Source organism: Pseudomonas sp. RGB, assembly GCF_007713445.1.
Classification (GTDB): domain Bacteria; phylum Pseudomonadota; class Gammaproteobacteria; order Pseudomonadales; family Pseudomonadaceae; genus Aquipseudomonas.
The window spans coordinates 16520-34603 of record NZ_VMSH01000017.1; the positions used below are offsets into that span (position 1 = coordinate 16520).

Consider the following 18084-nt stretch of genomic DNA (forward strand, 5'->3'; position numbering starts at 1 on the left):
GAAGCTCGAAACGCTAGCATGAACACGGGAAACTTTACTATTTGTCTTGATATGGATATTTTATCCAGACACGCACACAAGGTCCGTCGCATGCAATTGCCTACCTATCAAGACGTCATCGCCGCCGCCCAGCGCCTGGAGGGCTTCGCGCACACCACGCCGGTGCTCACCTCGCGCACCCTCAACGCCGAAACCGGCGCCGAAGTGTTCATCAAATGTGAGCACCTGCAATGCACCGGCTCGTTCAAGTTTCGCGGGGCGTTCAACGCCCTCTCGCAGTTTGATGCGCAGCAGCGCACGGCCGGTGTTGTGGCGTTTTCTTCAGGCAACCACGCCCAAGGCATCGCGCTGGCGGCGCGTTTGCTGGGCATGCCGGCGACGATTGTGATGCCGACCGACGCGCCGGCCGCCAAGGTCGCCGCGACCCGTGAATATGGCGCCAGCGTGGTGCTGTATGACCGTTTCACCGAGGACCGCGAGCACATCGGCCGTACCCTGGCCATCGAGCAAGGGATGACGCTGATCCCGCCTTACGATCACCCGCACATCCTCGCCGGCCAAGGCACGGCCGCCAAGGAACTGCTGGAATTCACCGGCCCTTTGGACGCGCTCTTCGTCGGCCTGGGCGGCGGTGGCATGCTCTCAGGCACAGCACTTTCGACTCGTGCACTGGCACCGGATTGCCAACTGTTCGGCGTCGAACCGGAGGCCGGCAATGACGGCCAGCGCTCCTTGCGTGCCGGCAGCATTGTGCACATCGACACGCCGGCGACCATTGCCGACGGTGCGCAAACCCAACACTTGGGCAACTACACCTTCCCGATCATCCGTGATCAGGTGAACGACATCTTTACCGTCTCCGACGCGCAGTTGGTGGATGCCATGCGCTTTTTCATGCAGCGCATGAAGATGGTGGTGGAACCCACCGGCTGCCTTGGCCTGGCTGCGTTGCGCCAACTGGGCGAGCGGTTCAAGGGCCAGCGCGTGGGGCTTATCGTCACCGGCGGCAACGTCGATATCCAGCGCTACGCCGCTCTGCTCAGCGAGGTGCCATGAACATCATTCACACCGCAACTGCCGCGCCGCCAGCCGGGCATTATTCGCAGGCCGTCCGCCATGGCGACACACTGTATATCTCCGGGCAATTGCCGGTCAGCGCGCAGGGTCGCCACAACCTTGAGGCGTCGTTTGCCGAACAGGCGCAGGTGGCGCTGGACAATGTGTTGGCGATCTTGAAAGCCGCTGGCGGTTCGCCCCAGGACTTGGTCAAGGTCACGGTGTACGTGGCCGGGGTTAACCACTGGCCGGAATTTGACCGAATTTACGCCGCCGCGCTGGGCGAGCACCGCCCTGCCCGCGCGGTGGTGCCGGTGCCCGAGTTGCATCACGGGTATCTGGTAGAGATTGAAGCGCTGGCGCGTTACTTGGCGTAGGTGTAGACCGCCGCGCGCGACACGCCCAGGTGCGAGGCGACAGTTTCCATGGCCCGGCGAACGTCCATGCAGCCAGAGTCTTTGAGCTCTTGCAGAAGCAGCCGCCGATCCGCCGCCTTGAGTGCCCGCGGCGTGGTCGCCAGGCGTGCGGCGAACTGGTCGATTCGCGCACGAATCACATCGGCGCCGGACGGGTCGAGGGACTCATTGGGCTGGTCGCCACTGACTGAACCAAACTGCTCCAGCATGCTCTGCAAGCCCCGGAACAACGAGAGATCGACGTTCATGCACAAAGCCGCGACGTACTTGCCGCTGGTGTCCTTGATGCCGATCGACGTGCTTTTGACCTGGCGCCCATCGGCGAACTGGTTCTGGTAGTTGGCGAGGACCTGCGGGTAGTCCGGGTCGGCAATGCGCGCCAGGCCCAGTTCGGTGGCCGGGTCACCGGGTTGGCGCCCGGAGAGGTTGTTGTGGATCGCCAGGATAGCGTGCTGCGGGTCGCGCAAGTCGTGCAGCACCACTTCACAGAACGGGCTGAAGGTTTTGCTCAAGCCTTCGGCGATCTGTTCGAGCTGGCTGATCAGCGTGGTTTGTTCGGGAGAGGTCTTTTTCATGCAAGACAACATATCCAGTCCTGGACAGGACGTCAATTTGGCCGCGGTCCCTCATTGCGGCGTTTCAACCATGGAAGGGTTGCTTCCAGGTAGGCCGTGGCATGGCCCGTGTGTTGGATGTGCTGCAAGGCTTCAATCAGCAAACGCGCACCAATGCCCTGCCCGGCCGCATCACCGCGCACGAACAATTTGCTGATTTCATGGCCGTCAATCTCGACGAAACCTTGCAGGCTATCGGTATACGCCAGCCACAGGCTGCCCGCGGCAATGGCCGCGCGGTACGTCTCAGGCGAGCGACCATCGAGCCACATTGCAATCTGCTCAGGGCCGTAATCGGCGTTGCACAGGTTTTCGACCGAGTTTTGATGCACGGCGAAGATGCTTTAGGCGTCTTCCTGGGCGGCTGCGCGGATCAGAATTTTTTTCATTCCCTTGAGTTTGCGTGTGTGGCCAGTGAACCCAGGCTTTATAGCTGAATGGGCGCCGGGCAGCGACCGATGACCGCACATCTTGTGCGTTGACCTACTTTGTTACACACCATATAGTGTGCCCACAAACAAAACAGACCACTACATAGTGTGCAGTATCGGTAATTACCGACCACACTATGCGCAGCATTTCAATGCCAGGTAGCCTGCAAACCGCATATTTTTGGACGGGTTAACACGCCGTCAGAACAGATCAGGAAGGAGTATTTCAATGCTGAGTTGGGATGAAGTCGACAACGAAGACACCGGTGCAGCGGTGATCAAGGGCGCCAACGCCGGGCATGCCAGCGAAGCCAACATGGACCGCCTTGACGGTGCCGGCGCCGCGGCCGCACTGGAAGCGCGCAATGTGACTGCCAACGACTCCGCCGCCATCGTGCGCGCCAAGGCCGCCCTGGACAAACTCGACGTCGCCGAAGGCCTCGCTGAGCTGGAAGGCTCCGCCGCCCGCGTCGCCGTTGACGAAAAGCGCATGATCAACTGCCGCGCCGACCTCAACCAACTCGTGCCCTTCAAGTACGACTGGGCCTGGCAAAAGTACCTCGACGGCTGCGCCAACCACTGGATGCCGCAAGAGGTCAACATGACCGCCGACATCGCCCTGTGGAAAAACCCCGAAGGCCTGACCGACGACGAACGCCGCATCGTCATGCGCAACCTCGGCTTCTTCTCCACCGCCGACTCCCTGGTTGCCAACAACCTGGTGCTGGCCGTGTACCGCCTGATCACCAACCCGGAGTGCCGCCAGTACATCCTGCGCCAGGCCTTCGAAGAAGCGATCCACACCCACGCGTATCAGTACTGCATCGAATCGCTGGCCATGGATGAGGGCGAGATCTTCAACATGTACCACGAGATTCCTTCGGTCGCCAAAAAGGCCGCCTGGGGCCTGAAGTACACCCGCTCGATCTCCGATCCGAAGTTCGAAACCGGCACCGTCGAGACCGACAAAGAACTTCTGCGCAACCTGGTCGCCTACTACTGCGTGCTGGAAGGCATCTTCTTCTACTGCGGCTTCACCCAGATCCTGTCGATGGGCCGTCGCAACAAAATGACCGGCGTTGCCGAGCAGTTCCAGTACATCCTGCGCGACGAGTCGATGCACCTGAACTTCGGTATCGACGTGATCAACCAGATCAAAATCGAAAACCCGCATTTGTGGGATGCCGAGATGAAGGAAGAAGCGACCCAGATGATCCTGCAAGGGACTCAGCTGGAGATTGAATATGCGCGCGACACCATGCCGCGTGGGGTGTTGGGCATGAATGCGGCGATGATGGAGGACTATCTGAAGTTCATCGCGAACCGTCGTTTGTCGCAGATTGGGTTGAAGGAAGAGTATCCAGGGACGACGAATCCGTTTCCTTGGATGAGCGAGATCATGGACTTGAAGAAAGAGAAGAATTTCTTCGAAACCCGTGTGATCGAGTACCAGACCGGCGGCGCGCTGAGCTGGGACTGATCAACAACACAGATCTAAACGTGTGGGAGCGGGCTTGCTCGCGAATACAGTGTGTCAGTCGATGCATCCGGTGACTGACTCACCGCATTCGCGGGCAAGCCCGCTCCCACATTGGGTCTGCGGTGCTCTATAGACTTTGCAAATTGCCCTTTATGCCCAATCAAACCATCAAAACGCCTTGCGTCGGCCTGTGCTCCACCGTTTACGGGGACCTGGTCTGCCGGGGCTGCAAGCGTTATCACCATGAGGTGATTCAGTGGAATGGCTACAGCGCCGACGAGAAGCAGGCAGTGTGGCAGCGCCTGGAACAGTTGCTGGTGCAGGTGATGGCCAGCAAGCTGGAAGTGCTTGACCCGCAGCGCCTGCGCCAGCAGTTGGAAGACCGCAAAATTCGGTTTGTGCCCCACCAGTCGCCGTATTGCTGGGCGTACCAGTTGATTGCGCGGGGCGCGCGGGTGATTTCCAGACTGGATGCGTATGGCCTGGCGTTGTTGCCGGAATTTCGTGAGCGCAACCTGACTGATTTACGCGACGCGATTGATCGCGAGTTTTTTCTGTTATCCGAGGCGCACTACGAGCGCTACATCGCACCGGGGTTTCTGAAGGAAGCGTTTGGGCCAGCCCTGATTGCCACGTTCTAACACCCACCACAAAACTCTGTGGGAGCTGGCTTGCCTGCGATAGCAGTGGACGAGTCAATAAATTTGTCGACTGACACTCCGCTATCGCAGGCAAGCCAGCTCCCACATTTGATGTGTGTGTGGTTCAGGACATCCAGGAACCCGCCCGTTCTGTCTGCAAGCCATAGCGCTCAATCGCCTGCTGACACACCTCCCGCGCCACACTCCCCTGCTCCGCCAACGCCGTCAGCGCCGCCAGCACCAGGTGATGGCGATCTACTTCGAAGAAATCCCGCAACGCCGCCCGTGTGTCACTGCGGCCAAAACCGTCGGTGCCGAGCACGGCGTAGCTGCAATTGAGGTAAGAAGCGATCATCTGCGGCACCGCCCGCACATAGTCGGACACCGCAATCACCGGCGCGCCGTTGGGCAGACAGTCATTCATATGGCTGACGCGCTTGGCGTCCTGAGGATGCAAGCGATTCCACCGCTCCACTTCCCGCGCATCCCGCGCCAGCTCACTGTAACTGGTGACGCTGAACACCTCGCTCGCCACCTGCCAATCCTCGGCCAGTAACTGCGCGGCAGCCTGGGCCTCGCGCAGCAGCGTGCCCGAACCCAACAGGCGCACTTGAGCATCTGGCGCACCTTGCAAGCGGTACATGCCTTTGATGATCGCCGACTCCACGCCCTGCGGCAGGCTCGGCTGCGGGTAGTTTTCGTTCATCAGCGTTACGTAGTAGAACTCGTCCACATCGTGCTCGAGCATCTGGCGCATGCCGTGGTCGAGGATCACCGCAAACTCGCCGGCAAACGCCGGGTCGTAGGCGCGGCAATTAGGCACGGTGGCCGCGCTGAGGTGGCTGCTGCCGTCCTGGTGCTGCAACCCTTCGCCGCCCAGGGTGGTGCGCCCGGCCGTGGCGCCAAGCAGGAAGCCGCGGGCGCGCTGGTCGGCGGCGGCCCAGATCAGGTCGCCGACGCGCTGGAAGCCGAACATCGAGTAATAGATGTAGAACGGCAACATGCGCAGGCCGTGCACTGAGTAACTGGTGGCCGCTGCCACCCACGAGCTGATGGCACTGGCTTCGCTGATGCCTTCCTCGAGGATCTGCCCGTCGGTGGCTTCGCGGTAGCTGAGGATCGAGCCGATGTCTTCGGGCTCGTAGCGCTGGCCGACGCTGGAATAGATGCCGATCTGCTTGAACAGGTTGGCCATGCCAAAGGTGCGCGCCTCATCCGCCACGATCGGCACGATGCGCGGGCCGAGGGCCTTGTCCTTGAGCAAGTTGGTGAGCATGCGCACGAAGGCCATGGTGGTGGACATTTCCTTGCCGTCAGCCGCCGTGGCGAAACCGGCGTAACCCGTCACTGGCGGCACCGCCACCGGCGCTGCGACCTGGCTGCGGCTCGGTACGTAACCGCCCAGCGCCTGGCGGCGTTGATGCAGGTAGCGCAATTCGAGGCTGTCGTCGGCCGGCTTGAAGAAGCTCAGCGATTCGGTCTGCTCGTCCGTCAGCGGCAACTGGAAACGATTGCGGAAGGCAATCAGCGCTTGCCGATCCAGCTTCTTCTGCTGGTGCGTGGTCATCCTGCCCTGCCCGGCTTCGCCCATGCCGAAACCTTTTTTGGTCTGCGCCAGGATCACCGTCGGCTGGCCTTTGACCCGGAGCGCGGCGTGGTAGGCAGCGTGGATCTTGACCATGTTCGTGGCCGCCACGCTTGAGGCGGTCGATCTGTTCGTCGCTCATGCCCTCGACCAACTTGGCCAGTGATTCGCTCTGCCCGAAAAAGTGCTCACGGTTGTAGGCGCCGTCTTTGGCGGCGAAGGTCTGGAATTGCCCGTCGACCGTCTGCGACAGCGTGCTCACCAGCGAGCCGTCGCTGTCCTGGGCAAGCAAGGCGTCCCAGTCTGAACCCCAGACCAGCTTGATCACATTCCAGCCGGCCCCGGCAAATAACGCCTCCAGTTCGTCGATGATGCGCCCATTGCCGCGCACCGGGCCGTCAAGGCGTTGCAGGTTGCAGTTGACCACCCAGGTCAGGTTGTCCAAGCCTTCGCGGGCGGCCAGGGTCAGGGCCGACATGCTTTCCGGTTCGTCCATTTCGCCGTCGCCGAACACACCCCAGACGTGACGGTCGGTGGTGTCGAGCAGCCCACGATGCTGCAGGTAGCGCATGAAACGCGCCTGGAAAATCGAGCTGATCGGGCCGATCCCCATGGAACCGGTGGGGAACTGCCAGAAGTCCGGCATCAACCACGGGTGCGGGTAGCTGGAGAGACCCCGTGCACCCGCTTGTTGCCCGCCGATCTCCTGGCGGTAGTGTGCGAGGTCGTCTTCGCTCAAGCGGCCTTCCAGATAGGCACGCGCATAAATGCCCGGCGCGGAATGCGGTTGGTAGAACACCAGGTCGCCGCCAAAGTCTTCGTTGCGGGCGCGGAAAAAGTGGTTGAAGCCGACTTCGAACAAATCGGCGGCACTGGCGTAGCTGGCGATATGGCCACCCAGTTCGCCGTACGCCTGATTGGCGCGCACCACCATGGCCAGCGCGTTCCAGCGCACCAGCGAGGCCAGGCGCTCTTCGGTGGCGAGGTCACCGGGAAACGCCGGCTGCTGCGCAACGCTGATGCTGTTGATGTACGGCGTGCCGTGGCGGGGTTTCCAGTCGATGTGCGGGGCGCTGCCTTCGCGGGCCAGCAGGTCGAGGATCTGCCGCGCTCGTTCGGGACCGGCGTTGGCCACCAGCGAGGCCAGTGCGTCCCGCCACTCGTCCAGCTCTACTTGATCCAACGCCGTGTGATTGACTGCACTGACGAAACCATTCATGCGCACCTCCGGGCTTTTTTTCCAGTTTATGCTGGTGCTCGAGGATTTTTTGCCTGTTATCAGGCGCAGGTTCGAGCATTTTGAGCATGAATCACTGCGAATCTGCTTTTTTCCAGCACGTTGTGCTCAAGCCACACGTAACACTGCAACTGTGTTTAAAATGCCGCCCGCTCAATGACCGACGCTGACCGATGACCCCAGACGCACTCGCCACCCTGCACGCCCACCTGCTCACCGCCCTGGCCAGCCCGCCCGCCGAGACCCGGCGACTGTTCCACGGCCGTGGCCGCTGCTGGCCGGGCCTGGAACAACTGACGGTGGACTGGTTGCAAGGGGTGATTCTGGTGTCGCTGTTCAAAGCGCCGGAGGCCGAACAGCTGGACGCGCTGAAACAGATGCTCAAAGCGCAGCTCAGCGCCTATACCGTCGCCCTGCAACACCGCTACCTGCCGCAAAGCACTACCGAATGGCTGGTGGGCGACGCTGTTGATGAGCTGACCATCACCGAAGGCGGCCTGCGTTACTTGATCGATCTGGGAAAAAAACAGAACAGCGGGCTGTTCCTCGACATGCGTTATGGCCGTCACTGGGTGCGTGAGCAGGCCAAGGGCCAGCGCGTACTCAATTTGTTCGCGTATACCTGCGGGTTTTCGGTCGCGGCCATCGAAGGCGGCGCCGACCATGTGGTCAACCTCGACATGGCCCGTGGCGCCCTCAGCCGTGGCCGCGACAACCATCGCCTGAACGGTCACGACCTGAGCAACGTTACGTTTCTGGGCCATGACCTGTTCAAGTCCTGGGCCAAGGTCACCCACAGCGGGCCTTATGACTTGGTCATCATCGATCCGCCGTCCTTCCAGAAAGGCAGTTTCCTGCTGACCAAGGACTACCAGCGCGTGCTGCGCCGGCTGCCGGATTTGCTCACGCCACAGGGCAGCGTACTGGCGTGCATGAACGACCCGGCGTTTGGCGAAGACTTCCTGATCGACGGCGTCACCCGCGAAGCACCGGGCCTGCGCTTTGTGGAGCGGCTGCAAAACCCGCCTGAATTTCCGGATATCGACCCCCAAAGTGGCTTGAAGGCGCTGGTGTTCCGTCAGGGTTGATGCTGAAACGTCCTGCGCTTGCTACGCTAAGTGGTACACCGGGGTGGTGAACCTTATCCCCCCCTTCCCGGTCGATACCTGCATTCCCCGGCCAGACTCGACGGCGTTACGTTGTCGGCTGCCCTGTTTGACCTTTTGGAGAACCGCCCGTGATATCGACCCTGCATGTAGCCAGACTCAAAGCCTGGGGCGCCCACGGCTTTACTGCCACTGGCGTGGTGCTGGCCTTTTTGGCCACGCTTGCGCTGCTGGAAAACTCACCCAAGGCTTGCCTGCTCTGGCTGGGCCTGGCACTGGTAGTCGATGGCGTTGACGGCTCCCTGGCCCGACGAGTGAATGTCAGCACGGTGTTGCCAAGCTTTGACGGCTCGGTGCTGGACCTGGTGATTGATTACCTGACGTATGTGTTTATTCCGGCGCTGTTCATCTACCGCTATATCGACCTGCCGGACTTCACTCACCTGTTTACGGTGTCGGTGATTCTGGTGTCGTCGCTGTTCTGCTTTTGCAATGTGAACATGAAGAGCAAGGACAACTACTTCGTCGGCTTTCCCGCCGCCTGGAACGTGGTTGCCCTGTGCGTGTACATCATTCAGCCGGACGCCTGGGTCACCTTGCTGACGGTGATTGGCCTGGCGCTGCTGACCGTGACGCCGATGAAGTTTTTGCACCCGTTCCGGGTCAAGCGCTTTATGCCGATCAACATTGCCGTCACCACAATCTGGTTGTTGTGCAGCTTTTTGATGGTGGTGGACTACCCGAATACCAACCCATGGACGTTCGGGTTGTGGTCGCTGATGTCGGCGTATTTCCTCGGCATTTGTGTGTGGCGCACAGCGCTGGAGTGGCTGGGAACCCATAAATAGCAAGGCGGGCACGGTTTAAAGGTGGGAGCTGGCCTGCCTGCGATGGCGCCGGGTCAGTTACAGCAGTTGGGCCTGCCCCACCGCTATCGCAGGCAAGCCCGCTACCACATTTGGATCTGTGTACACCGGCAGGTAAGATGGCGACCTTTGGCGCAGCCCCTTTGCTGCGCCCTGCCAAGAATAAGCCCTGCCCATGCCCTTCGAACTCAGCGTAGACCTCACCACCCTCGCCATCCTGGCCATCGTGGCCTTTATCGCCGGCTTCATCGATGCCATCGCCGGCGGCGGCGGCCTGCTCACCACGCCGGCCCTGCTGACCGCCGGCATGCCGCCCCACCTGGTGCTGGGCACCAATAAACTCAGTTCCACCTTTGGCTCGGCCACGGCCAGCTTTACCTTCTACCGGCGCAAACTCTTTCACCCGCGCCAATGGGTGCATGCCATCGTCGGCACGCTGATCGGCGCCCTCGCCGGTGCGGTGGTCGCGCACTACCTGCCCGCTGAAACCCTGAACAAAATGCTCCCGGTAATCGTATTCGGCTGCGGTGTGTACCTGCTGTTTGGCGGCACGCCCAAGGCGCCGCTGGATGCCGACGCGCCGATCAAGAAAAAATGGCAATCCACCCAGGGCTTCGGCCTGGGCTTCTACGACGGCGTGGCCGGCCCCGGCACCGGCGCCTTCTGGACGGTCAGCACGATGCTGCTGCACCCCATCGACCTGGTGAAGGCCAGCGGCGTAGCGCGCAGCATGAACTTCGTCAGCAACGCGGCGGCGCTGTCGGTGTTCATCTTCAACGGCTCGGTGGACTGGATCGTCGGTCTGGCGATGGGCTTCTCGGTAATGTGCGGCGCGTTCTTTGGCGCACGCAGCGCGATCAGCGGCGGCGCCAAATTCATTCGCCCGGTGTTTATCACCGTGGTCCTTGGCCTGACCGTGCGCCTAGCCTGGCAACACTGGTTCAGCGTGGCCTAAACGACGGGCCAGGTAGAGGTCGATCAGGTAACGCGCAATCGACCGTGACGCCGGCAACGGCGGCAGGTCGTGGATGTTGAACCATTGCGCGTCTTCGATCTCGTCGGCTTGGGGCACGATGTCGCCACCGGCATATTCGGCATGGAAGCCGAGCATCATCGAATGCGGGAACGGCCAGCATTGGCTGCCCATGTACTGGATATTCTTGACCTCCACCTGCACTTCCTCGCGCACCTCGCGGATCAGGCAGTCTTCGGCCGACTCACCCGGCTCGGCAAACCCGGCCAAGGTGCTGTAGACGCCCGTGACAAAACGCGGCGAACGCGCCAGCAGGATCTCGTCGCCCCGGGTCACCAACACGATCATGCTCGGCGAAATGCGCGGGTAGCTGCGCAGGTCGCAGGCCGGGCAATGCATCGCACGCTCACGCGGCACCTGGACCATGGCCTGCCCGCAACTGCCGCAAAACCGGTGCTCGCGCGCCCAGGTGCCGATCTGCGCCGCGTAGCCGAGCACTTTGTACAGTGTGTGGTCGCCCTGCAGCATGAAAGCGCGCAAACCCTGCCAGCTGCAGCCCGGCACGTCACTTGCCGAGTTCAGTTCCAGCAGGTACACCGGCTCACCGTCGAGGTGGCCGATGCCGTGTTCGGCGAACACCGACAGGTCCTGGCGCTTGAGCCATTCGCGCGCAAACAGCGGGCCATTGGTGTCATGCAAAAAGCCTTCACGGCTGCGGGCAACGGCCCAGCCACCGGGGGCGTCGTTGTCCAGCAGCGTTGTGGTAATCCAGCCTGGGGTCATGTCAGTCAATCCACGAATTCGGGTTTCTGCTTACTCATATGGGCCGCGATGGCCACGCGCAGGTCGTTGGATTGCAACATAGCCGAGTTCCAGGTGGCAACGTATTCCAGACCATCATTGACCGTATGGTCACGCATGTAGCTGATCATCGCCTTGGTGCCGGTTACGGCAATCGGCGACTTGGCGGCAATTTGCTGGGCAATGTCCATCACGCCAGCCAACAGGCTTGCGTGGTCCGCATACACGCGATTGACCAGGCCGATGCTGCGCGCTTCCTCAGCCCCGAACTGGCGGCCGGTGTAAGCCAGTTCACGCAGCATGCCGTCGCCGACAATGCGCGGCAGGCGCTGCAGGGTGCCCACGTCGGCGGCCATGCCGATGTCGATTTCCTTGATCGAGAACTGCGCGTCTTCAGCGGCGTAGCGCATGTCGCAGGCACTGATCAAGTCGATGGCGCCGCCGATGCAGTAGCCGTGGATCGCCGCCAGCACCGGTTTGCGGCAATTGTCGACGGCGTTGAACGAGGCTTGCAGCTCAAGGATCTTGCGGCGCAACAAGCGCGCGTTGCGGCCCACGTCCTTGCCGAATTCGTTGGCCACCGAGGCCAGCAGCATCAGGTCGATGCCGGAAGAAAAATGCTTGCCGGCGCCGCTGAGCACCACGGCGCGCACGGCGTCGGTGTCTTCGACCCACTGGAAGATGTCGATGATCTCGGTCCAGAACGCCGCGTTCATCGCGTTGATCTTTTCCGGGCGGTTGATCTGCACATGGGCAACGTTGCCGGTGAGTTCGACGACGAAAGCTTGGTATTCGGACATGGCAGTGATCCCTGACTGGCGAGTGATAAGGGCCGAACTATAACAAGGGAGCGCGGCGGCGCATCGGCCAAAAACGGGACTGGCAAACGTAATGAAATGTTGTGGGGCCGCGGTTCATGGCCTGCCGATACATTTCACCCAGGGACGCGACTTTATCGGCTATACAATCTGGGCCATTTCCTGGAGCCGTCTATGCCGACCACGTTTCGCTCATCGTTGATTCTGGCCCTGGTGGTCGTGCTGACTGGCATTGGCGCCGGGCTTGGCGGGATGCTCCTGGCGTTGCTGCTGCACGCCATTCAGCACCTGGCGTACGGCTACAGCCTCGACAGCCTGATCAGCCATGAGACCTTTCTTTTGGGCGTGACCGCAGCCGCACCGCAGCGTCGGTTACTGGTCTTGGTCATGTGCGGCCTGGTTGCGGGTGTGGGCTGGTGGACGATTTATCGCTACGGCCGCCCGCTGGTGAGCATCAAGCAGGCGGTTGGCGAAAAGATGCCGATCATGCCGCCCAAGACCACCCTCGCCCACGCCATCCTGCAAATTGTCACCGTGGCCCTCGGCTCGCCGCTGGGGCGTGAAGTGGCGCCGCGCGAAGTCGGCGCGCTGGCGGCCACATGGTTAGCGCAACGGGCGCGACTGGAACCGTCGATGCATCGACTGATCGTCGCCTGCGGCGCGGGTGCAGGCCTGGCGGCGGTGTACAACGTGCCGTTGGGCGGCGCGGTGTTTGTGCTGGAAGTGCTGGTCGGCGCATTCAGCTGGCCAGCGGCGGTGATTGCGTTAGCAACGTCGGCGATTGGGGCTTCGGTGGCGTGGATCGGCCTTGGCGCAGAGTCGCAATACGTGGTGCCGCATTTTCTGCTGAGCCCGACGTTGATCGCCTGGGCCGTGGCGTGTGGCCCGGTGTTTGGCGTGGCGGCCTACGGTTTCAGCCGCTTTACCGGTGCCGCCAGGGCAAACGCCGCGCGCGGCTGGCGTTTGCCGGTACTGGCGTTGATCAACTTCACCCTCATCGGTGCGCTGGCCATGCTGCTGCCGCAGATCCTCGGCAACGGCAAGGGCCCGGCGCAACTGGGTTTCGACAATGAACTGACAATCGGCCTGGCCGCCATCCTGCTGCTGGTCAAAGTGCTGATCACGGCCAGCAGCCTGCGCGCCGGGGCCGAAGGCGGGCTGCTGACCCCGGCCCTGGCCAATGGCGCGCTGCTGGCGATCATCCTTGGCGGCGCCTGGAGCCTGGCGTGGCCCGGCGTGCCACTGGGCGCGTTTGCGATCATCGGCGCAGCGGCGTTCCTGGCGGCGAGCATGAGCATGCCGCTGACGGCAATTGTGCTGGTGGCGGAATTTACCCGGATCGACCATGACTTTCTGGTGCCGATCATCCTGGCGGTGGTCGGCTCGCTGTGCGTGAGCAAACTGCTTGCGCGCTGGGAAAACGCTGGAAAAAAGCCCGCCTAAGCGCCATCCTTCGCGCTTTAAGCCGCCCCGAAGCGGCGCTCGACGCTCAAAGGAATTGCCATGCACGCCCAACCCCTCGCCCCCGCCGATTTCGAATTCATCGAAGAAACCCTGCTCAAGTACGGCGACGATCACTCGGTGCTGAACCTGGCCGAACTCGACGGCTACTTCACTGCGCTGGTCTCAAGCCCGGCACAAGTAGACGTCGCTGAGTGGTTCCCGGCGATCTGGGGTGGGCAGAACCCGGACTGGGAAAGTGTGGAAGAGGCCCAACGTTTTCTCGAACTGTGCGTGCGCCATATGAATACCCTGGCCGCGCAGTTGGCAACCGACGCGCAAGGCTTCAAGGCTCGCTTTGATGACACGGAGCATCAGGGCCATGTCGTCACGCTGGCGGAGGAATGGTGCTTTGGCTATATCCGTGGCGCCGCGATCGGCCACTGGCCCGAATTGCCCGCCGAACTGGCCGGGCAACTGGAGAAGATTTCCTGGTGCGCCGAGCAGGACAACTTCGAATTGCCGGCGGACCTGGATGTAAACGCCCATCAACAGCGGGTCAGCGCAATCGAACCGGCTGCGCGGGCGCTACATGATTACTGGTTGAGCAAACGCTGAGCCGGGCTTATTTGAAATCCAGGTCAAACGCCTGATAGAAGGCGTTGCCGGTGTTGGCCACGATCCACATCAACACCACCACGTGGCGACCCTTTTTGCCCTTGGGCAAGGTCACCTGGTGCTCGACCTTGGCTTTCATCTCATCGGCATGCTGGTAATACGGCACCTGGGTGTAGAAGTCTTCAAAGAATGGCTTTGCCTCAAGCTGGGCGCGGCTGATGCGCTGCTTGGGGTCCCAGCCATCCTTGGTGATGAGCCAGCGATAACCCCGGGTGACGTGGGCAGCGGTGTATTCCCACTGCACCTTGAACACCTGGCCGGCCTCGACATTGAGCAATGGCCAAGTGAACGGGGTGTTGAGCTTTTTGCTCATTTCCTCGTCGGTGAAGTTGAGGCAATCGCGCTCGTCGGTTTTGCCGCCGCTCAGGATGTGCCCGTCGGCCGGCGGCGTGACGCTTTGATCATCGGTTTGATAAGGCGCAGGGAAAGGCCCGGCGGTGAGTGCCGGGAAGTTCTTGCCGCCTTCCATTTCGTTGACTTGCCAGTTGCCCAGCAGCCCACGTTCCACGGCCACCGAGCCTCGGCTGGCGGGGGTCACGACACGGCCGTGTCTGAGTTGCGTCTGAGGTTTGTTCATTTCATTCGCTCCTTGATTGAAAGCGCCCCGTCATGGGGCGTGCCTCGAACTTACCGCGGTGGGTTTTATTGTCCAGTCGATGCTTCTTTCGGAACATTCGTACAGCGACGCCGTTTCGCGGAGTAAAGGCTGTTGTCCTGCACTGCGAGGGTTACTTGTCCTACCCGGCTAAGGGCAGCAAGGCTACACGCCCTGTCCGCAAGTGGATCACGCCGTAATACGCGCCGTACAACGATCCCTGCTCGACAAGCGTGGCGTGTTTGGCTGATTATTCGGGTCCGCCCGTCGGCCACTCCACACCACCTTGCCTTGATCAGGAGCCTTGTACCTTGAGTTCGCAGAAAACCGTGACCGTTACACCGCCCAATTTCCCCCTGAACGGCAAGGTCGCTCCTCCCGGCTCCAAATCCATTACCAACCGCGCCCTGTTGCTGGCGGCGCTGGCCAGGGGAACCAGCCGTTTGAGCGGCGCGCTGAAAAGCGATGACACCCGCCACATGTCGGTGGCCCTGCGCCAGATGGGCGTGACCATCGATGAGCCGGATGACACCACCTTCGTGGTCACCGGTTCCGGCAAACTGCAATTGCCCGCGCAGCCGTTGTTCCTCGGCAATGCCGGCACCGCGATGCGTTTTCTCACGGCAGCCGTGGCAACGGTCGAAGGCACCGTGGTATTGGACGGCGACGACTACATGCAAAAACGCCCGATCGGCCCGCTGCTGGCCACCCTTGGCCAGAACGGCATCCGCGTCGACAGCCCCACGGGTTGCCCGCCGGTGACCGTGCACGGCGTGGGCAAGGTCCAGGCCAAACGCTTTGAAATCGACGGCGGTTTGTCCAGCCAGTACGTGTCGGCCTTGCTCATGCTCGCCGCCTGCGGCGAAGCGCCGATTGAAGTGGCACTGACCGGCAAGGACATCGGCGCCCGTGGCTACGTGGACCTGACCCTGGACTGCATGCGTGCCTTTGGCGCACAGGTCGAAGTGGTCGACGACACCACCTGGCGCGTCGCCCCCACCGGCTACACCGCGCATGACTACCTGATCGAACCCGATGCCTCCGCTGCAACGTACCTGTGGGCCGCTGAAGTGTTGACCGGCGGGCGCATCGACATCGGCGTGGCGGCGCAGGACTTCACTCAGCCGGACGCCAAGGCCCAGGCCGTGATCGCCCAGTTCCCGAACATGCAGGCCAACGTGGTCGGCTCGCAGATGCAGGACGCTATCCCGACCCTGGCAGTCTTGGCCGCTTTCAATAACACCCCGGTGCGCTTCACTGAACTGGCCAACCTGCGCGTAAAGGAATGTGACCGGGTGCAGGCGCTGCACGACGGCCTCAACGAAATTCGCCCCGGCCTGGCCACCATCGAAGGCGATGACCTGCTGGTCGCCAGCGACCCTGCACTGGCCGGCACCACGTGCAACGCGCTGATCGACACCCACGCCGACCACCGCATCGCCATGTGCTTTGCGCTGGCCGGGTTGAAGGTCTCGGGTATCCGTATTCAAGACCCGGACTGCGTGGCCAAGACCTATCCTGAGTACTGGAAGGCCCTGGGCAGTCTTGGGGTCGCACTGAGCTACTGAAGCAGCGGCGTCGGAATGGGGAGGGAATGCACATGACGATTCGCCCGCCCTGCCCACCCGGCGCCTGCGTGTGCGAACGTGAGCAACTGCTGCAGGCGCCCGACGCCGACCTGCGCATTCTTCACCTGACACGCCAGGAAGAAAAACGCCTGCTCGAGCGCCTCGAAGACCTCAAAAGCCTGCAAGACCTGGAACACATGCAACAGCGGATGTACGAGCAATTGGGCATCCGCGTGCATGTCGCACCGGGGCACACCGAGGTCAAAAGCATGCGCGGGATTCAGATCGTCATCGACGACCTGCCGGGCATGTGTCGCAAGACCCGGCAATCGATTCCCGCAGCGATTCGTCGCGGCATGGAAAAACGCCCGGAGATTGCCTACCGCTTGCTCGATGCCCACGACCTGTTTCGCGAAGGTTGAATCACCCGGCTACGGTTTCGTCCTCAAACAGGCCCAGCCCCACGACCTTCGCCGCCTGTAAATGCGCTTGCGCTCCCCCGCTCTCGGATTCCAGCAGCAACTCGGACGTCACCACCTGAGCACCGCAATAATCAAAAATCCCGTAGTCAATTTGCGTGCGCATCGCCTTGGCATAGCCGTGGCGATCAAATGCGCTTTCATCGGCTGCACCCACCGCCAGCAAGTGCACCTGCAAGTGCCGTAGTTTTTTCACCACCGGCGTATCGGGACCGTAGTCGATGGCCCAGCCGTTGACGAATACGCGGTCGACCCAGCCTTTGAGCAAGGCCGGCAGCGACCACCAGTAGATCGGGAACACCATGACCAGCGCGTCGGCGCGGTCGATGCGTGCTTGCTCAGCGAGGATGTCGGCCGGTGGCGCGGCACGGCTGCGGTGCACGCGGTGGTCGGCAGCGGTGTAGCGCGGGTCGAAACCTTCGGCGGCGAGGTCGGCGATCTCGAACGTGTGGCCGGCCTCGGTGAGCCCTGCCGCCACTTGCGCGGCGAGGCTATGGGTGAGCGATTGCGGGTCGTGATGAGCAACAACGATCAGAGCATGCATGACATTGACTCCCTTTGCGTTTAGGCTGGGCTAAACTACTTTTAGTAAGTTATTCCATCAAGTTACTTTTGGTATATAAGCATGTCAAGCACTGAATCCCCTGCTCCACGCCGGCGCCTTGCGCGCGAAGATCGTCTGCGCCAACTGCTCGACGTGGCCTGGCAAATGGTGCGCGAGGAAGGCACCGAAGCGCTGACCCTGGGCCGTCTCGCGGAACTGGCGGGCGTCACCAAGCCGGTGGTCTATGACCATTTCGTCACCCGCGCAGGCTTGCTCGCCGCGCTGTACGAAGATTTCGACGGGCGCCAGAACCAGCTGTTTGCCGAAGCCCTCGATAGCAGTGGCGCGACACTCGATGACCGCGCGCAGGTGATCGCCGCGTGCTATGTCGATTGTGTGTTGCTGCAGGGGCGGGAAATTCCGGGGGTCATTGCCGCGTTGAGCAGTTCGCCGGAACTGGAAACCCTCAAGCGCAAATACGAGGCGATCTTTCTCGACAAATGCCGCGACGCCCTGGCGCCGTTTGCACCCGGCGCCACCGTGCCGCAAGCCGGCTTGCGGGCGATGCTGGGCGCGGCGGAGGCGCTGTCCCAGGCGGCAGCCAGCGGCGAGATCAGCCGCGATGAGGCGCAGCAGGAGTTGCTCGCGACGATCCTGGGCATGGTCAATCGCAGCCGCGGGTAAATCATTATTTGCGCCGCAGGAATAAAGCGTCGTGACGGGTGTTTACCTGAGTACGGCTTGTGAATACAGCAC

The 18084-nt window shown here is 61.8% G+C and carries 18 protein-coding genes and 1 pseudogene; 12 read left to right on the top strand and 7 right to left on the bottom strand.

The window, feature by feature from the left end:
- The first annotated feature begins 90 nt into the window (after positions 1-90).
- Both FPT15_RS25575 and FPT15_RS25580 read left to right on the top strand, forming a co-directional pair.
- Positions 91-1056 (top strand): threo-3-hydroxy-L-aspartate ammonia-lyase, encoded by a 966-nt coding sequence (locus FPT15_RS25575; protein WP_145165621.1) that lies wholly within the window; start codon positions 91-93, stop codon positions 1054-1056.
- On the top strand, positions 1053-1433 hold the full coding sequence (locus FPT15_RS25580; RefSeq protein ID WP_145165622.1) for a RidA family protein: 381 nt from the start codon (positions 1053-1055) through the stop codon (positions 1431-1433). The genes FPT15_RS25575 and FPT15_RS25580 overlap by 4 nt, the downstream gene beginning before the upstream one ends.
- On the opposite strand, the gene FPT15_RS25585 is transcribed toward FPT15_RS25580, so the two are convergent.
- Both FPT15_RS25585 and FPT15_RS30495 read right to left on the bottom strand, forming a co-directional pair.
- Positions 1421-2047 (bottom strand): transcriptional regulator, encoded by a 627-nt coding sequence (locus FPT15_RS25585; protein ID WP_145165623.1) that lies wholly within the window; start codon positions 2045-2047, stop codon positions 1421-1423. The genes FPT15_RS25580 and FPT15_RS25585 overlap by 13 nt on opposite strands.
- Positions 2048-2079: 32 nt before the next feature.
- Positions 2080-2358, bottom strand: a complete 279-nt coding sequence (locus FPT15_RS30495) for a GNAT family N-acetyltransferase (RefSeq protein WP_372241496.1) — start codon at positions 2356-2358, stop codon at positions 2080-2082.
- Between the two features lie 388 nt (positions 2359-2746).
- Between FPT15_RS30495 and FPT15_RS25595 the strand changes: the two genes are divergently transcribed.
- Positions 2747-3997, top strand: coding sequence for a ribonucleotide-diphosphate reductase subunit beta (locus FPT15_RS25595; protein WP_034108883.1), 1251 nt, complete (start codon positions 2747-2749; stop codon positions 3995-3997).
- A 152-nt stretch (positions 3998-4149) separates the two neighbouring features.
- A complete protein-coding gene (locus tag FPT15_RS25600) occupies positions 4150-4638 on the top strand; it encodes a DUF1289 domain-containing protein (protein ID WP_145165625.1) in 489 nt (162 codons plus the stop codon).
- Positions 4639-4762: 124 nt separating this feature from the next.
- On the opposite strand, the pseudogene mdeB reads toward FPT15_RS25600, so the two are convergent.
- Positions 4763-7442, bottom strand: a pseudogene (mdeB, locus tag FPT15_RS25605) (alpha-ketoglutarate dehydrogenase).
- A gap of 191 nt (positions 7443-7633) precedes the next feature.
- Between mdeB and FPT15_RS25610 the strand changes: the two are divergent.
- The 3 genes from FPT15_RS25610 (at position 7634) to FPT15_RS25620 (ending at position 10387) form a co-directional block, all read left to right on the top strand.
- A complete protein-coding gene (locus tag FPT15_RS25610) occupies positions 7634-8548 on the top strand; it encodes a class I SAM-dependent methyltransferase (protein WP_145165626.1) in 915 nt (304 codons plus the stop codon).
- A 149-nt stretch (positions 8549-8697) separates the two neighbouring features.
- Entirely contained in the window at positions 8698-9414 is a 717-nt protein-coding gene (gene pcsA / locus FPT15_RS25615) for a phosphatidylcholine synthase (protein WP_145165627.1), read from the top strand.
- 193 nt (positions 9415-9607) lie between these two features.
- Positions 9608-10387, top strand: a complete 780-nt coding sequence (locus tag FPT15_RS25620) for a TSUP family transporter (RefSeq protein WP_119741946.1) — start codon at positions 9608-9610, stop codon at positions 10385-10387.
- Here the strand turns inward: FPT15_RS25620 and nudC are convergent.
- A complete protein-coding gene (gene nudC / locus FPT15_RS25625; protein ID WP_145165628.1) occupies positions 10355-11188 on the bottom strand; it encodes an NAD(+) diphosphatase in 834 nt (277 codons plus the stop codon). The genes FPT15_RS25620 and nudC overlap by 33 nt on opposite strands.
- 5 nt (positions 11189-11193) lie before the next feature.
- Positions 11194-12006, bottom strand: coding sequence for a crotonase/enoyl-CoA hydratase family protein (locus FPT15_RS25630; RefSeq protein ID WP_145165629.1), 813 nt, complete (start codon positions 12004-12006; stop codon positions 11194-11196).
- 192 nt (positions 12007-12198) lie between these two features.
- Here FPT15_RS25630 and FPT15_RS25635 point away from each other — a divergent pair, with 192 nt between their 5' ends.
- Positions 12199-13467 carry a chloride channel protein gene (locus FPT15_RS25635; RefSeq protein WP_145165630.1) on the top strand — a complete coding sequence of 423 codons (1269 nt, stop codon included), beginning with the start codon at positions 12199-12201 and terminating at the stop codon, positions 13465-13467.
- Positions 13468-13527: 60 nt separating this feature from the next.
- Positions 13528-14082 carry a UPF0149 family protein gene (locus FPT15_RS25640; RefSeq protein ID WP_145165631.1) on the top strand — a complete coding sequence of 185 codons (555 nt, stop codon included), beginning with the start codon at positions 13528-13530 and terminating at the stop codon, positions 14080-14082.
- Between the two features lie 7 nt (positions 14083-14089).
- Here the strand turns inward: FPT15_RS25640 and FPT15_RS25645 are convergent, their stop codons facing one another.
- Positions 14090-14719, bottom strand: a complete 630-nt coding sequence (locus FPT15_RS25645) for a lytic polysaccharide monooxygenase auxiliary activity family 9 protein (protein ID WP_145165632.1) — start codon at positions 14717-14719, stop codon at positions 14090-14092.
- Positions 14720-15048: 329 nt separating this feature from the next.
- Here FPT15_RS25645 and FPT15_RS25650 point away from each other — a divergent pair, with 329 nt between their 5' ends.
- Both FPT15_RS25650 and FPT15_RS25655 read left to right on the top strand, forming a co-directional pair.
- Complete coding sequence (locus tag FPT15_RS25650; RefSeq protein ID WP_145165633.1) at positions 15049-16305, top strand: 3-phosphoshikimate 1-carboxyvinyltransferase; 1257 nt, start codon at positions 15049-15051, stop codon at positions 16303-16305.
- Positions 16306-16337: 32 nt separating this feature from the next.
- Complete coding sequence (locus FPT15_RS25655) at positions 16338-16727, top strand: hypothetical protein (RefSeq protein ID WP_145165634.1); 390 nt, start codon at positions 16338-16340, stop codon at positions 16725-16727.
- A 1-nt stretch (position 16728) separates the two neighbouring features.
- Here the strand turns inward: FPT15_RS25655 and FPT15_RS25660 are convergent, their stop codons facing one another.
- Complete coding sequence (locus FPT15_RS25660; RefSeq protein ID WP_145165635.1) at positions 16729-17328, bottom strand: NAD(P)H-dependent oxidoreductase; 600 nt, start codon at positions 17326-17328, stop codon at positions 16729-16731.
- 81 nt (positions 17329-17409) lie between these two features.
- Between FPT15_RS25660 and FPT15_RS25665 the strand changes: the two genes are divergently transcribed.
- Positions 17410-18012 carry a TetR/AcrR family transcriptional regulator gene (locus tag FPT15_RS25665; protein WP_145165636.1) on the top strand — a complete coding sequence of 201 codons (603 nt, stop codon included), beginning with the start codon at positions 17410-17412 and terminating at the stop codon, positions 18010-18012.
- Positions 18013-18084: the final 72 nt, after the last annotated feature.

Coding starts and splice junctions, on each gene's coding strand:
- FPT15_RS25575 (WP_145165621.1), top strand. CDS start 91: ATGCAATTGCCTACCTATCAAGACGTCATCGCCGCCGCCCAGCGCCTG.
- FPT15_RS25580 (WP_145165622.1), top strand. CDS start 1,053: ATGAACATCATTCACACCGCAACTGCCGCGCCGCCAGCCGGGCATTAT.
- FPT15_RS25585 (WP_145165623.1), bottom strand. CDS start 2,047: ATGAAAAAGACCTCTCCCGAACAAACCACGCTGATCAGCCAGCTCGAA.
- FPT15_RS30495 (WP_372241496.1), bottom strand. CDS start 2,358: ATGTGGCTCGATGGTCGCTCGCCTGAGACGTACCGCGCGGCCATTGCC.
- FPT15_RS25595 (WP_034108883.1), top strand. CDS start 2,747: ATGCTGAGTTGGGATGAAGTCGACAACGAAGACACCGGTGCAGCGGTG.
- FPT15_RS25600 (WP_145165625.1), top strand. CDS start 4,150: ATGCCCAATCAAACCATCAAAACGCCTTGCGTCGGCCTGTGCTCCACC.
- FPT15_RS25610 (WP_145165626.1), top strand. CDS start 7,634: ATGACCCCAGACGCACTCGCCACCCTGCACGCCCACCTGCTCACCGCC.
- FPT15_RS25620 (WP_119741946.1), top strand. CDS start 9,608: ATGCCCTTCGAACTCAGCGTAGACCTCACCACCCTCGCCATCCTGGCC.
- nudC (WP_145165628.1), bottom strand. CDS start 11,188: ATGACCCCAGGCTGGATTACCACAACGCTGCTGGACAACGACGCCCCC.
- FPT15_RS25630 (WP_145165629.1), bottom strand. CDS start 12,006: ATGTCCGAATACCAAGCTTTCGTCGTCGAACTCACCGGCAACGTTGCC.
- FPT15_RS25635 (WP_145165630.1), top strand. CDS start 12,199: ATGCCGACCACGTTTCGCTCATCGTTGATTCTGGCCCTGGTGGTCGTG.
- FPT15_RS25640 (WP_145165631.1), top strand. CDS start 13,528: ATGCACGCCCAACCCCTCGCCCCCGCCGATTTCGAATTCATCGAAGAA.
- FPT15_RS25645 (WP_145165632.1), bottom strand. CDS start 14,719: ATGAACAAACCTCAGACGCAACTCAGACACGGCCGTGTCGTGACCCCC.
- FPT15_RS25655 (WP_145165634.1), top strand. CDS start 16,338: ATGACGATTCGCCCGCCCTGCCCACCCGGCGCCTGCGTGTGCGAACGT.
- FPT15_RS25660 (WP_145165635.1), bottom strand. CDS start 17,328: ATGCATGCTCTGATCGTTGTTGCTCATCACGACCCGCAATCGCTCACC.
- FPT15_RS25665 (WP_145165636.1), top strand. CDS start 17,410: ATGTCAAGCACTGAATCCCCTGCTCCACGCCGGCGCCTTGCGCGCGAA.